This is a genomic window from Pseudomaricurvus sp., from assembly GCF_965662505.1.
In the GTDB taxonomy this organism is placed as follows: Bacteria; Pseudomonadota; Gammaproteobacteria; order Pseudomonadales; family Cellvibrionaceae; genus Pseudomaricurvus.
This window is the reverse complement of record NZ_CBFIHX010000096.1, coordinates 1-13,392: the sequence shown is the minus strand read 5'-3', so window position 1 is coordinate 13,392 and position 13,392 is coordinate 1. Positions and strand designations below refer to the sequence as shown.

General features: G+C 52.7%; 11 protein-coding genes. 9 read left to right on the top strand and 2 right to left on the bottom strand.

The annotated features are described in order from the left end of the window. The 5 genes from ACTG33_RS12805 to ACTG33_RS12785 form a co-directional block, all read left to right on the top strand. Positions 1 to 652 (top strand): glutathione S-transferase family protein (locus tag ACTG33_RS12805; RefSeq protein WP_439135616.1); only part of this gene is annotated, 652 nt, incomplete at its 5' end. A gap of 47 nt (positions 653 to 699) precedes the next feature. Continuing rightward, positions 700 to 1,068: a YciI family protein gene (locus ACTG33_RS12800; protein ID WP_439135615.1), complete on the top strand. Its 369-nt coding sequence runs from the start codon at positions 700 to 702 to the stop codon at positions 1,066 to 1,068. 160 nt (positions 1,069 to 1,228) lie between these two features. After that, complete coding sequence (locus tag ACTG33_RS12795; RefSeq protein ID WP_439135614.1) at positions 1,229 to 2,005, top strand: TetR/AcrR family transcriptional regulator; 777 nt, start codon at positions 1,229 to 1,231, stop codon at positions 2,003 to 2,005. Positions 2,006 to 2,024: 19 nt separating this feature from the next. Next, positions 2,025 to 3,158: an efflux RND transporter periplasmic adaptor subunit gene (locus tag ACTG33_RS12790; RefSeq protein ID WP_439135613.1), complete on the top strand. Its 1,134-nt coding sequence runs from the start codon at positions 2,025 to 2,027 to the stop codon at positions 3,156 to 3,158. A 10-nt stretch (positions 3,159 to 3,168) separates the two neighbouring features. Next, positions 3,169 to 6,291 (top strand): efflux RND transporter permease subunit, encoded by a 3,123-nt coding sequence (locus ACTG33_RS12785; protein WP_439135612.1) that lies wholly within the window; start codon positions 3,169 to 3,171, stop codon positions 6,289 to 6,291. Between the two features lie 102 nt (positions 6,292 to 6,393). Here the strand turns inward: ACTG33_RS12785 and yghU are convergent, their stop codons facing one another. After that, positions 6,394 to 7,272, bottom strand: a complete 879-nt coding sequence (gene yghU / locus ACTG33_RS12780; RefSeq protein ID WP_439135611.1) for a glutathione-dependent disulfide-bond oxidoreductase — start codon at positions 7,270 to 7,272, stop codon at positions 6,394 to 6,396. A gap of 150 nt (positions 7,273 to 7,422) precedes the next feature. Next, positions 7,423 to 7,635 (bottom strand): hypothetical protein, encoded by a 213-nt coding sequence (locus ACTG33_RS12775; protein WP_439135610.1) that lies wholly within the window; start codon positions 7,633 to 7,635, stop codon positions 7,423 to 7,425. 488 nt (positions 7,636 to 8,123) lie between these two features. Here ACTG33_RS12775 and ACTG33_RS12770 point away from each other — a divergent pair, with 488 nt between their 5' ends. The 4 genes from ACTG33_RS12770 to ACTG33_RS12755 form a co-directional block, all read left to right on the top strand. Next, complete coding sequence (locus ACTG33_RS12770) at positions 8,124 to 8,606, top strand: flavin reductase family protein (RefSeq protein ID WP_439135609.1); 483 nt, start codon at positions 8,124 to 8,126, stop codon at positions 8,604 to 8,606. 129 nt (positions 8,607 to 8,735) lie between these two features. Beyond that, a complete protein-coding gene (locus ACTG33_RS12765; protein WP_439135608.1) occupies positions 8,736 to 9,686 on the top strand; it encodes a sensor domain-containing diguanylate cyclase in 951 nt (316 codons plus the stop codon). A gap of 467 nt (positions 9,687 to 10,153) precedes the next feature. Further along, the gene (gene rnr, locus ACTG33_RS12760) at positions 10,154 to 12,835 is read left to right on the top strand and encodes a ribonuclease R (RefSeq protein ID WP_439135607.1); all 2,682 of its coding nucleotides are present in this window, start codon (positions 10,154 to 10,156) and stop codon (positions 12,833 to 12,835) included. Between the two features lie 83 nt (positions 12,836 to 12,918). Next, positions 12,919 to 13,392: RNA methyltransferase substrate-binding domain-containing protein (locus tag ACTG33_RS12755; RefSeq protein ID WP_439135606.1), on the top strand; the 474-nt coding region annotated here is incomplete at its 3' end.

Below are 13,392 nucleotides of genomic sequence, written 5' to 3'. Positions count from 1 at the left end.
TGAGTTATACGGGCACCCGTTTTCATCGTATACCTGGAAAGCCTTAATTCCTCTTTATGAGAACAATATCGAGTTTAAGTTTAAAGAGGTCAGCCCGGATTATCCGGAAAATAATGCCGTATTGAAGTCGCGTTCGCCGCTGGGCAAGTTTCCTCTGTTGCTGGATGATGGGCGGGCGGTGTTTGAATCCACAGTTATTATTGAATATCTGCAGGCTTTTTACCCCGGTGCTGTCACTTGGATACCTTCGGGGGAGCTTGCGGCTCTTAACGTACGCACACTGGATCGTTTTTTCGATCTCTATTTGATGACGCCGACGCAGCAGATTGTGAACGATTTTCTCCGTGACCCGGCGGAGCGGGACGCAAAAACGGTGACGGATGCTAAAGCGGAACTGCAACAATCCTATGCCTGGCTGGATAGTGAGTTAGCAGGCCGGAGCTTCGCCTGCGGCGAGGACTTCAGTTTGGCCGATTGCGCTGCGGCGCCCTCTTTGTTCTACGCCGACTGGGTGTGTGAGATTCCAGAGCGCTTTACTACGTTGAGGGCTTATCGGGCGAGGTTGATCGATAAGCCCTCGATCAAACGCTGCGTGGATGATGCGCGCCCCTATCGGGCGCTCTTTCCGGCAGGTGCACCTGATCGGGATTGATGGTTATTTTTTAAATGTAAACGGATGTGACGGATAACGGAGTTGAAATGAAATACCTGTGCCTTGTGTACTACGACGAACAGATCATGAAAAACATGACTCAAGCCGAGTGGGATGCGCTCAATAATGAGTGCATCGCCTGTGTGGACGGTTTGACGCAAAGCGGACATTTTGTAGATGGCGCACCACTGCAAACCACTGATACCGCGATCACTCTGCGCGTTCGCAATGGCAAAGCCAGTGCCACCGATGGCCCCTTTGCGGAAACCAAAGAGCAGCTGGCCGGTTTTTACATGCTGGAGGCTGAAAGTCAGAAAGAGGTTCTCAAACTGGCAGAGAAAATTCCGCCGGCTCGCTATGGCAGTGTGGAAATACGGCCGGTTCGAGAGCTGTTAGTGGAGGGCAATGGCCTTTAAGGACTTATAACGTCTGTCTTTTTTGTGGAAAGGCTCTCCCTGAGCTTTTCCGCTCTTCTCTTCTCGCCTGATTTTGCTCATCTTGATCTATCTTCACATTTTGAACCATTGACGTTTTTTGAATCTGATTCATAATTGCAGTCTTGTGAATAGATTGGGGGTGCAATCAGCCAGAATGGGCAGTGTTCAGGATCGTAAAAGGCGTCAGCTGGCCGAGCGCGAGCAGGTTTTTCTGGATCGAGCGTGGGGGATGATTCAGAAAGACGGGGTGCTGAACCTTCAAATGGCGCGCCTGGCCAGTGAGTGTGAGTATTCGGTTGGCACTCTGTATCAACACTTTTCCGCCAAGGAAGATCTGCTGGTGGCTTTGGCGACTCGCGGTGTGAGCGAGCGTCTGGCGCTGTATCGCCGGGCGGCCGATTGGCAGGGCCCTACTCGTCACCGGATACTGGGTATTTTGCTGGCCGATGTGTTGTTTGCCCAAAAAGAACCGGAGTATTTTCGTCTGGCCCAGTATGTTTCTACCCATACCGTGTGGATATCAGCCTCAGACGAGCGCCGCGAAGCCGCCCTTGAAGCGTCTTTTCCTTTGGCGGATGCGGTTGAATCAATCGTCAATGATGCCGTCGCGCAAGGGGACGTGAATAATCATGGCTTGACCAGCCGTGAATTAAGCAGCGGTTTGTGGGCCATGTGCGAAGGCATGCAAACGCTGGTCAGTGCGGCCGGGTTGCTGGAAGCCCACTCCGTACCGCGCCCCTACCAATTATTAGTGACCCACGCCAATGCGCTGCTTAATGGATTGGGCTGGCAGCCCCTGCTGCCAACCGATGCCGACGAGCAGAACGAGCTGCTGCAGCATATTATGAGTGAAGTGTTTCCCGATTTCCCGATGACTACCTGCCCGGTAGTTTTCCCAACAGATCTGAATAACTAGTGGTACTGGAAGATAACCTATGAGTAAAAGGATGATAGGGCTGCTGATTGTAGCCATTGTGGTTTTTGGTGGTGTGTTGGGAGGCAAGTTGTTCCTCAATCAGATGATCAACGACTTTCTGGATAATATGCCGGTGCCGGCTGTGGCGGTATCCGCTACCGAGGCCAGGCAGGACCGCTGGATTGACAGTGTTACCGCAGTAGGCAGCGTGGTGGCAGTTCAGGGGGCCGAGTTGTCGACTCAAGTGAGTGGGATTGTCGAGTCCATTCGTTTTGACAGTGGCAGTGAAGTTAAGACGGGCGACATCATCCTCACGCTCGACAGTGCCACTGACCGCGCGGAACTGAAAACCTTGCAATCAGCAGAGCGTCTGGCAGAGCTGGAGCGTGATCGGATCAAGCAGCTGTGGCAGCGCAAGAGTGTGTCCCAGTCGGAATACGATCAGCGACAAAGCCAGTTGGAACAGGCTCGCGCCCGTGTCGCGGCACAGCAGGCCCGTATCGAACAGAAAACTTTGCGCGCCCCCTACGCCGGTCGTCTGGGTATCCGCCAGGTGAATATTGGGGCCTACGTCAGTGCCGGTGACCCACTGATCGGTCTGCAGGCGCTGGATCCGATCTTTGTGGATTTCACTCTGCCCGAGCAGCGCTACAGCGAAGTCCACGTCGGTATGACCGTTACTGCTCGGATGGACGCATTGGGTGAGGGTAGCTTCGAAGGCAAGGTGACCGCTATTGAGCCGGTGATTGATGCCGGTACCCGTAACTTTCAGGTACAGGCAACGTTTACAAACACCGAGCAGCGTTTACGTCCGGGGATGTTTGCCCGTATTTCTCTCGACGTGGGTGAGCAGCGCGATGTGGTCTTGGTGCCGCGCACTGCGATTAGTTTCAAGCCTTATGGTAACTCGGTGTATGTCGTCACTGAATCCGGTGAGAAGGACGAGGACGGCGAGCCAATTTTGAAAGTGAAGCAGCGTTTTGTCACCACAGGACAGGCGCGTGGCAGTCTGATTTCCATTGAGGAAGGGTTAGAGATTGGTGAGCGGGTTGCAACCAGCGGACTGTTGAAATTGAACAGTGGCGCTGTTGTGAGTATCAATAACAGTGTGCAACCTGATGCGGAACTTGCACCGACACCGGATAACGGTTGAGGATTCTGCTGTGAAATTTACGGATATCTTTATCAATAAACCGGTCCTGGCCACGGTGGTCAGTCTGGTGATTTTGTTGCTGGGATTGCGGGCTGGTACCGAGTTGAATGTACGCCAGTATCCCGAGCTGCAAAATGCGGTGGTTAATGTCAGTACCGCCTATGTGGGTGCCGATGCCGATCTGGTGCAGGGGTTTATTACCACCCCGGTTGAGCGTCAGGTGGCCACGGTGGATGGCATCGATTACATGACCTCCTCGAGTGTTGCCGGACTGTCCACCGTCAGCGCCATGGTAAAACTGGATGCCGACCCGGACAAGGTGTTGACCAAGGTGATTGCCAAGGTCAATAAGTTGCGCGGTGAACTGCCGGGTTCGGCGGAAAACTCGGTTATCGATCTGCGTGTGGGTGATCCTGGTGCCCACGCGTACTTGTCGTTTTACAGCGATAGCCTGAAGAAAAATCAGATCACCGATTATCTGATTCGGGAAGTAGAGCCGCGCCTTGCGACTGTGAGTGGTGTGCAGCGAGCGGAAATCAATGGCGGTCGGACATTTGCGGTACGGGCCTGGTTGAAGCCGGAGCGAATGCGGGCGTTTAACCTTACTGCGTCGGATATCAGCAACGCTTTGAGAGCTAACAACGTGTTGTCTGCGGTGGGTTCCACCAAAGGCCAGATGACCTCTATTGATCTCAAAGCTGATACCGACTTGCGCGATATTGGGCAGTTTAAGCGACTGATTGTTCGAGCCGAGAAGGGATCAATTATTCGCTTGGAAGATGTGGCGGATGTGGAGCTCGGGGCTGAAAGCTACAACGGTTCGGCGCGCTTCAATGGTCAGCAGGCGACGTTCTTTGCTATCTATCTGACACCGGATGCTAACGCCATTGAAGTGCTGGCCGATCTGCGCAGAGTGTGGGATGACGATGTGATTCCGCAATTGCCGGAAGGTCTGCACGCCAACTTCAGTTATGACAGTTCGGTGTATATTCGCGATGCGATTGCTGAAGTGGAGCAGACCATTATCGAGGCTATCATCATCGTAGTCGTGGTGATTTTCCTGTTCCTGGGGTCAATGCGTACTGTGTTGATTCCGGCAGTGGCAGTGCCACTCTCTCTGGTGGGGGCGCTGTTGTTGATGTTGATGATGGGGTTCTCGCTGAACCTGCTGACCTTGCTGGCGATGGTGTTGGCTATCGGTATTGTGGTGGATGACGCCATTATCGTGTTGGAAAATATCCACCGACATATCGAAGACGGAATGACGCCCTACGATGCGGCGATCAAAGGTGCGCGCGAACTTGCCTGGCCAGTGGTTGCGATGACCACAACGCTGGTGGCTGTGTATCTGCCTATTGGTTTTTTGAGCGGCATTACCGGTGTGCTGTTTGTGGAGTTTGCCTTCACTCTGGCGGGAGCCGTTCTCATCTCAGGGATTATCGCGTTAACCCTTTCGCCAATGATGTGCGCGAAGATGCTCAAAGGACACCGTGAGGAAGAGGCCAAAGGGCTTGAGGTTTGGCTGGATCGTCAGTTTGAGAAGTTGCAAAATCGTTATCAGCGGGATTTACACACCATGCTCGATCAGCGCGTGGGTATGACGCTGTTTGGGATAATTATTCTGCTGTCGTGTTACTTCCTGTTTGTTATGTCACCCAGTGAACTGGCGCCGAAAGAAGATATCGGCATGACGTTTTATATGGCTGAAGCGGACCCTGGTGTAACCCTGGAATATATGGAGCGTTTCACCTACGAGGCCTGGAAAATTAACGAAGCCAGTGATGCTATTGTCGGTGACTTTCAGTTTAACGGTATTAGTTTGACCGCACCCGGTGCACACAATGGTGCTTTTGGTGGCTTTATTTTTGCGCCTTGGGCGAAACGGGATAAAACAATCGAAGAAGTGCTTAACGAGGTCATTACCCCGCGGTTTTCTAATGTTTCAGGTTTGCAGGTTGCGGCCATGGTGCCTCCGGCGTTGCCGACGGGTGGCACCGGGATGCCTATTGAATTCGTGATTCTCAGCACCGCGCCGCCACAAGTCGTGAAGGAAGTCGCCGATCAGGTGCTGGCTAAGGCTCGTGAGAGCAAACAATTTGTCTTCCTGAATACAGACGTGAAAATTGATAAGCCGCGCACAGAAGTTATGATCGATAGAGAAAAGGCTTCTCAGTTGGGTATCGATATGGCCCAGTTGTCTGGCGATCTATCGGCCATGTTGTCTGGGGCTTATGTGAATCGTTTCTCGCTGGAAAATCGCTCGTACAAAGTGATACCCCAGGTTCGCCGGTCAGATCGTCTGACTCCGGATCAGTTGGAGAACTATTACACCCGGACGCAATCCGGTGAGCTGGTTCCTCTGTCTACTGTTGTGACTTTGAAAGATTCTGTGCAGCCACAAGTATTGAGTCGTTTCCAGCAGCTCAACAGTGTCACAATTGGTGCGGTTCAGCGGCCGGGTGTGGCGCTGGGCGATGCGCTGGCAGTTCTGGAACAAGCTGCGGATGAGCTGCTGCCCAAAGGCTACTCGGTGAATTATGCGGGTGAGTCGAGGCAGTATAAAACGGAAGGTTCGGCATTGATCGTAACCTTCTTTTTCGCGTTGGTGATTATTTATCTGGTGCTGTCAGCTCAGTTTGAATCTTTCCGTGATCCTTTCATTATGTTGATGACGGTGCCGCTATCGATCAGTGGTGCGTTATTGGTATTGAATGCTTTTGGAATGATGCAAACGCCCGGAGCCACGCTGAATATTTACACGCAGATTGGTTTGCTCACCTTGATCGGTGTGATCTCGAAGCACGGCATCTTGATTGTGGAGTTCGCGAATAAGTTGCAGCAAGAAGGACAGAGCAAGCGCGATGCCATTGAATCCGCCACGGCGATTCGTTTGCGTCCTGTATTGATGACTACGGCGGCATTGGTATTGGCTATGGTGCCTCTATTGCTGGCCAGTGGTCCTGGTGCGGTGTCCCGCTTCTCTATGGGTTTGGTGATCGCGTCGGGCATGACTATTGGTACCGCCTTTACTCTGTATGTGTTGCCCGCGGTGTACCTGTTGATCGGTCGTGATTACAGCAAGGGCAAAGAGAAATCAGGCAGTGAAGATGGAGGTTTGAGCTCTACCGCTTGATGGAAACACGGTGTGATACATAACCGTTTGAAACAAAAAAGCCTGAGGATGCCTCAGGCTTTTTTGTTTCCGCAGTGTTTAGTCGTTTCGCTGCGTGGGTACTTAATTGCCCTCTGCGGCTTCTAACTTGTCCTGAGTTTTCGTCTCGAAATCACTGGCATCGTGTCGTTCCCGAAGTTGATCTTCAGGTCTGCCAGATGTGCGATTGACTTTACGGCCGCGTTTAACTGCAGGGCGTTTTGCAATTTCGTCGGTCCAGCGCAGGATGTTTTGGTAGGTGTGAGCTTCCAGAAATTCAGCTGCTTCATAGACTTTACCTTTCACCAAAGATCCATACCAGGGCCAGATGGAAATGTCGGCAATGGTGTATTCATCCCCGGCGATGTAGCGATGATTGGCCAGTTGGCGATCCAGTACATCCAGCTGACGTTTGACTTCCATAGTGTAGCGATTGATCGGGTACTCGAATTTCTCCGGAGCGTAGGCGTAAAAGTGGCCAAAACCTCCACCCAGGAAGGGCACGCTGCCCATCTGCCAGAATAGCCATGACAGGCATTCGGCGCGTTTGGCAGGGTCGGCTGGAATAAAGGCGTTAAACTTCTCGGCCAAATACAGCAGAATCGAGCCAGACTCGAAAACCCGGGTAGGAGGTTCGGTACTGCAGTCGAGCAGGGCGGGAATCTTGGAATTCGGATTGATGTCGACGAAGCCGCTGCTGAACTGTTCGCCCTCGCCAATGTTGATCAAGAAGGCATCGTATTCAGCACCCTCAAAACCCAGCGCCAGCAGTTCTTCCAGCATGACCGTGACTTTTATGCCATTGGGGGTGCCCAGAGAATAAAGCTGCATGGGATGCTTGCCGCGTGGGAGTTCTTTCTCATGAGTGGGGCCGGCAATAGGACGGTTAATGTTCGAAAAGGCGGCACCGTCGTCTTTATTCCAGATCCAGACTCTAGGGGGGGTATAGGTGGGGTCACTCATGCAGGGCTCCTGAGAGGTTGAGGATACTTGTCGGTCTGGGGATCAAGAGTAGTCAGAAGGGGGCGGCGGTGCAATAAATCACCCGGCCTTAACGGAAAAAGGCCGATCCTTGCGGAGCGGCCTCTAAGACAAAAGGGTTTGCAGTGTTGCTTATGGAAAGCGGGCGTTGGCAGTCGCCAGTTGCTGACGAATGTAGATCGCTCTCTCAGCCTCGCTCATGGTGGCAAAGTTGCTCTGAAAAACCTTGCTGTGAGCAGCATGTTTGTAGCTTTTGTCGGCTTCGCTGCCTGGCTGAACCAATACTGCTGCACTGGTCAGCAAAAATGCTGCCGAGGTGCAGGCAACCAATTTAGTCAAAATCATAGTTGTCGCCTCAATTATTATCTCTATATCGGGCTATTTTATATGGCCAGCTTGCCGTCTTTGGGCAGGCTTGACGCTCGTCTCTCATCTCGTGGGGCTCTTTATCACACACTGGCCTTTTCGGTGTCAACACTGGGGCTTTCAGAAGATTTATTGCCGATTTTTATGGGTAATCGGGTTACATTTCTGAGTTAAGAAGTGACAAGTCGGCAGGTAACAAGAGTTTTTGATTTTGGTGTCTGGTCAATTAGTGATTGGGCACTTATATGTCTGACTGGATCTTTAATTGAGGCGGGTAAGGCAACTCATGTACCATGGGATGACTTATCTACCCGTGTTGTACCCCCTTCAGTTACTCAATGTTGGACTCTCCCGGCTGCGGTGAGACTCCTCCGGCGACTCCTCTGACAAGCAGCCAACACACTCGATAATAAGCATGCAGTTTTGAAATACACAGTTTGAAATACACAGAGAGTTGAGAACGAATAATGTCAAACATAGATCCTATTGAGTTTCGCAATGCGCTGGGCTCCTTTCCCACGGGTGTCACAGTCGTGACCGTAAAAGCTGAAGATGGCAGCTTGTGTGGGGTGACGGCCAGCAGTTTTAACTCGGTTTCTCTGGATCCGGCGTTGATCTTGTGGAGTATCGGTAAAGAGTCCACCAGTTTCCAGGCTCTGATGGATGCCAAGTACTGGAATGTCCACGTGTTGGCCGAAGATCAGGAAGCCCTGTCCGGAAACTTTGCCCGCAGTGGCGGCGATAAGTTCGATGGAGTTGAGTTTGAAGACGGAGTTAAAGGCGTTCCTGTGATCGCAGGTTGCGCGGCTGTGATGCAGTGTCAGATTGAGCACCAATACGAAGGTGGTGATCATATTATTCTGGTGGGGCGCGTGCTGGACTTTTCCGATGCCGGCAAAGCACCTTTGGTATTCTCCCGCGGACGCTACGCTCGACTGGCGCAGGATTGATATTCAGCCCCGGTGCCTGCGCGCTGTGCTCCTGTAGTTGTAGTGCCTTTAGTAGTACCTGTAGTTGTACCTGTTGTACCTGTAATGCCTGTAGTAAATGGTAAGCGCGTTTCTCATAAGGATACTTCTGTGACCGTCATCACTAACCCACAACCAGACAGCGATGTTTATAAAACACTGCTTGAATCTACCCGGGCGATTCCCTGGCGGATAGACTGGAAAACCATGCAGTTTTCGTACATCGGTCCTCAGATTGAAGAGTTGTTGGGCTGGCGGCCAGAGAGTTGGGTGAGTGTGGACGACTGGGCGGAGCGTATGCACCCGGATGATCGCGAGTTTGTGGTTAACTTCTGTGTCTCGCAATCACAGGAAGGCATTGATCACGAAGCCGATTATCGGGCGCTCACCAAAGACGGCGACTACGTCTGGATTCGGGATGTGGTACATGTCGTGCGCAAGGACGGTGAAGTTGAAGCCCTGGTGGGCTTTATGTTTGATATCAGTGAACGCAAGAAAACCGAGCAGCAGCTGATCGACATGAAGCAAAAGCTGGAAGAGTTGTCGTTTAAAGACAGCCTCACCGGCATCGCCAATCGTCGCATGTTTGACACCATTCTCGATATCGAATGGACACACGCGACACGAAACCGACAGCCACTTTCCCTGATTGTGTTGGATATCGATTACTTCAAACAATACAACGATCACTATGGTCATATTAAAGGCGATGAATGCCTCAAGCAGGTGGCCACAGTACTGTCGGAGGCAGCCACACGATTTAAAGATTTCTTTGCCCGTTATGGCGGTGAAGAGTTCGTGTTTATTTTGCCGGAGACCGATACAAAGTCAGCCCAAAAGATAGCCGACCGCTGTCTGAAGTTGATTGCGGAAGCGCAAATCCCCCATGAATTCTCCGACGTAAGCGCCTTGTTAACCATCAGTATGGGGGTTGATACAGTGATTCCTGATCGTGATATCGAGCCGGTTGAATTTATCGAAAGAGTTGATCGCCTGCTCTATAAAGCCAAGCAGGCGGGTCGGAACCGGGCTGAGTTCGGATCGGGAGGTCAGGGCTGTTGATAGGCCTTGGGATCAATCGCCCTGTTTCTCCTTCCCCCAATGAATCCACCTCAATCTGATACTGCCCTGACACCTGGGTGTCGTGGTTTCCATTCTTCAGAACAATTTTAAAGACGTCATAGAACCTTAAAGACGTCACAGCATCTTAAAAGGTTTGTAGAGTCTAAAAAGCTTTGGTGTGTGGGCAGGCTATTCGCCTCAGGCAGGCCGAAGGCTGCTGTACGGGTCATGATTATGGCATTTCAGCATATTTGCTGGTGACGAGTGGCGTACGGTCATACCGAAGTGATATAGAGAAAAGCGATTAGGGACGTTATCGGGCAAATTAATGTGAATTCAGCGTCTATACTGGCTGTAATGCCCGTAAACAGGGTGTTTGCGATGAATATAACGGCGAAGCGGAAGCTTTTCCGGTATAGTCAACGGGCAAATGCCGCATTTAAGCGATTTATTACAGGAAATACTACTTGAGTAAACAAACAGGGATCCCCGAAGATCCCAATCTGGCCCGCGAGGCCGAAAAGTACGACAACCCCATCCCCAGCCGGGAATACATCACCGAAATCCTAGAGCAAGCCAAAGGCCCCATGACCCATGAGGCTCTGTGCGACGTGCTCGGATTGGTGGATGAAGATTCCGTCGAGGCCTTGCGCCGCCGCCTGATTGCCATGTCCCGTGACGGCCAGCTGCTCAGCAACCGCAAGCAGGGCTATGGTGTTATCAATAAACTGGATCTGATCCGTGGCCGCGTGCAGGGTCATAAAGACGGCTTCGGCTTTGTCGTCCCCACAGAAGGTGGCGGTGACCTCTATCTGAGTTTCAAAGAAATGCGTCGCATCTTCGATGGCGACGAGGTGCTGGTGCGCGAGACTGGCCGCGATGTCAAAGGCCGCCGCGAAGGCAGCATTGTTGAAGTGCTGAACCACAACACCCATCAGGTGGTGGGACGCTTTTTCAGCGAAAGTGGCATCTATTTTGTCCGTCCGGACAATCCCCGTCTCTCTCATGACCTGTTAATTGCCCCGGATGATGTGGGCAAGGCAAAACGGGGTCAGTTTGTGGTGGTGGAAGTGACCAAGCAGCCGGGGCGTAAAAACCCACCTGCTGGCCGTATTCTGGAAGTGCTGGGTGATCATATGGCACCGGGTATGGAAATTGACGTGGCGATTCGCTCACACGGCATCCCGCATTTGTGGCCCAGTGACGTGCAGGCTGAAGCTCGTCAGCTGCCCGTGGAAGTGGATGAGGACGATAAGGCCCATCGCATTGATCTGCGCAAGCTGCCGTTTGTCACCATTGATGGCGAAGACGCCCGCGACTTTGACGATGCAGTCTACTGCGAGACTAAAAAGTCTGGTGGTTGGCGTTTGTACGTCGCCATCGCCGACGTCTCTCACTATGTGAAAATTGGCAGTGCGCTGGATCACGAAGCTCAGGAGCGTGGAACCTCGGTTTACTTCCCGGACTTTGTCGTACCTATGCTGCCGGAAGCCCTCTCCAATGGCCTCTGCTCGCTGAATCCTCACGTGGATCGTTTGTCCATGGTGTGTGAAATGACCGTGGCCGAGAGTGGCCGGGTCAGTGGCTATCAATTTTACGAAGCCGTGATTCACTCACATGCCCGTTTGACCTACACCCAGGTGGGTGAGGCTCTGGCCGTTGTCGCACCGGAAAAAGTCGGTATGGGCCGCAAGATCCTCAACAAGCTGGGCTTTAAAGGCAAAGCCAAAGAACTGCCTGAAGACAGCCCGGTGGCACCGGTGTTGGAACAGGTGCTCAGTTTGCACGGTCTGTATCAAACTCTGCGTGTCGCGAGAACCGCTCGTGGCGCAATCGATTTTGAAACCGTTGAAACCCGTATTCTGTTTGATGAAAACCGCAAGATCGATCAGATCGTACCGGTTGTGCGTAACGACGCTCACAAGCTGATTGAAGAGTGCATGCTGGCGGCCAATGTCTGCGCTGCACGCTTTTTGGAAAAGCATGAGCTGCCGGGCTTGTATCGTGTGCACGAAGGTCCGCGTGAAGAAAAGCTCGCAAACCTGCGTGAGTTTCTCGGCGAGCTGGGTCTGAGTTTACCGGGATCGGGCGATGATCCGGAGCCGGGTAACTATCAGGAGCTGCTGCAATCCATCCAGGGTCGCAATGATTCCAACCTGATCCAGACAGTGATGTTGCGCAGTCTCAGTCAGGCGATGTACCAGCCGGATAACAAGGGTCACTTTGGCCTGGCGTATACCGCCTACGCGCACTTTACGTCGCCGATCCGTCGTTACCCGGATTTGCTGGTGCATCGCGCCCTGCGTCATATCGTCCGTTCCAACGTCGACACCAAACAGGTGAAACGTGCGGATGGGGCAACCCCCATTCCGAAAGACAAAATCTACCCTTACAAGCTGGCTGATATGCTGGCCATGGGTGAGCGCAGTTCGCTGACAGAACGCCGTGCGGATGATGCTACCCGCGACGTCACCAGCTGGCTCAAGTGTGAGTACCTGCAGGATCATGTCGGCGAGGAGTACACCGGCGTCGTGGTGGGGGTTACCGGTTTTGGTTTGTTCGTAGAACTGAAAGACTTGTATGTGGAAGGTCTGGTGCACATCACCAATCTGCCGCACGACTATTACCACTTCGAAGCTGCGCAACACCGTCTGGTGGGCGAGCGCACTCGCCAGGTGTTCCGTCTGGGTGACGAGCTGACCGTTAAGGTCGCCTCTGTCAATCTGGACGATCGCAAGGTTGATCTGGAGATGGTCGCGTTTACTTCCAGTTCCCGTAAAGGCACTGCGGCTAAGCGCGGCAAGAATGCGGCGAAGCCGGTGGACACCAAAGGCAATATGCGCAAACTGGCTCAGAGTGACGACGCTCCTGGCAAGCGCAAGTCCGGCGGTGGTCGTGGCCGCTCCGGGGGTTCTAATAAATCAGGTGCGAGCAAGTCCGGTGGTAATCGGTCAGGGGCGAATAAGTCTGGTTCTGGCAGAAAGACGACTGCGAAAAACACTTCAGGCAAAAACGCACCGGCTAAAAAAGCGCCTGGCAAAAAGGCTCCCGCGAAGAAGTCTTCCGGAAAGCCGAGCAAGGGCAATCAGGTGCGCAAAGCCAAGGCGACGAAAACCGCTCCTAACAAGCCGGGCGCAAAAAAACGCTGACCTCGTAGAGCGAAGTGTTAGCGGATAACCCGAAAACCACTTCACCAGAAGTGGTTTTTCCGTTTAAGTAAAGCGAGAACAACGTGGCAAAATTAGAAACCGTATTTGGTTTGCACGCCGTGCAGGCTTTGTTAAAAAGTGCTCCGCATCGGGTCAATGAAGTACTGGTGTTACAGGGACGTCAGGATCAGCGTCTGCAAAAAGTATTGGCGGCGGCCTCCAGTGCGGATATTAAGGTGCGTCAGGCAAGCCGTAAAGAATTGGATAAACTGGTGGATGGTAACCATCAGGGCGTGGTCGCCATGAGTTTTCCCGGTGAGCTTCACGATGAGAAGTTTCTTTACCGGATGCTGGAGGGCTTAACACAAGATCCTCTGTTGCTGGTGCTGGATGGCGTCACTGATCCTCATAATCTGGGGGCCTGTTTGCGCACCGCCGAGGCGGCGGGTGTGCATGCGGTGATTGCGCCGAAGGATAATTCCGCCAGCCTCACGCCAACAGCCCGCAAGGTGTCTTGTGGCGCGGCAGAAGTGCTGCCCTATATTCCGGTGACCAAT

Bases quoted from the DNA above. Each gene is read 5' to 3' on its own strand.
- ACTG33_RS12775 (WP_439135610.1), bottom strand. From the start codon at position 7,635: ATGATTTTGACTAAATTGGTTGCCTGCACCTCGGCAGCATTTTTGCTG.
- ACTG33_RS12800 (WP_439135615.1), top strand. From the start codon at position 700: ATGAAATACCTGTGCCTTGTGTACTACGACGAACAGATCATGAAAAAC.
- ACTG33_RS12790 (WP_439135613.1), top strand. From the start codon at position 2,025: ATGAGTAAAAGGATGATAGGGCTGCTGATTGTAGCCATTGTGGTTTTT.
- yghU (WP_439135611.1), bottom strand. From the start codon at position 7,272: ATGAGTGACCCCACCTATACCCCCCCTAGAGTCTGGATCTGGAATAAA.
- ACTG33_RS12770 (WP_439135609.1), top strand. From the start codon at position 8,124: ATGTCAAACATAGATCCTATTGAGTTTCGCAATGCGCTGGGCTCCTTT.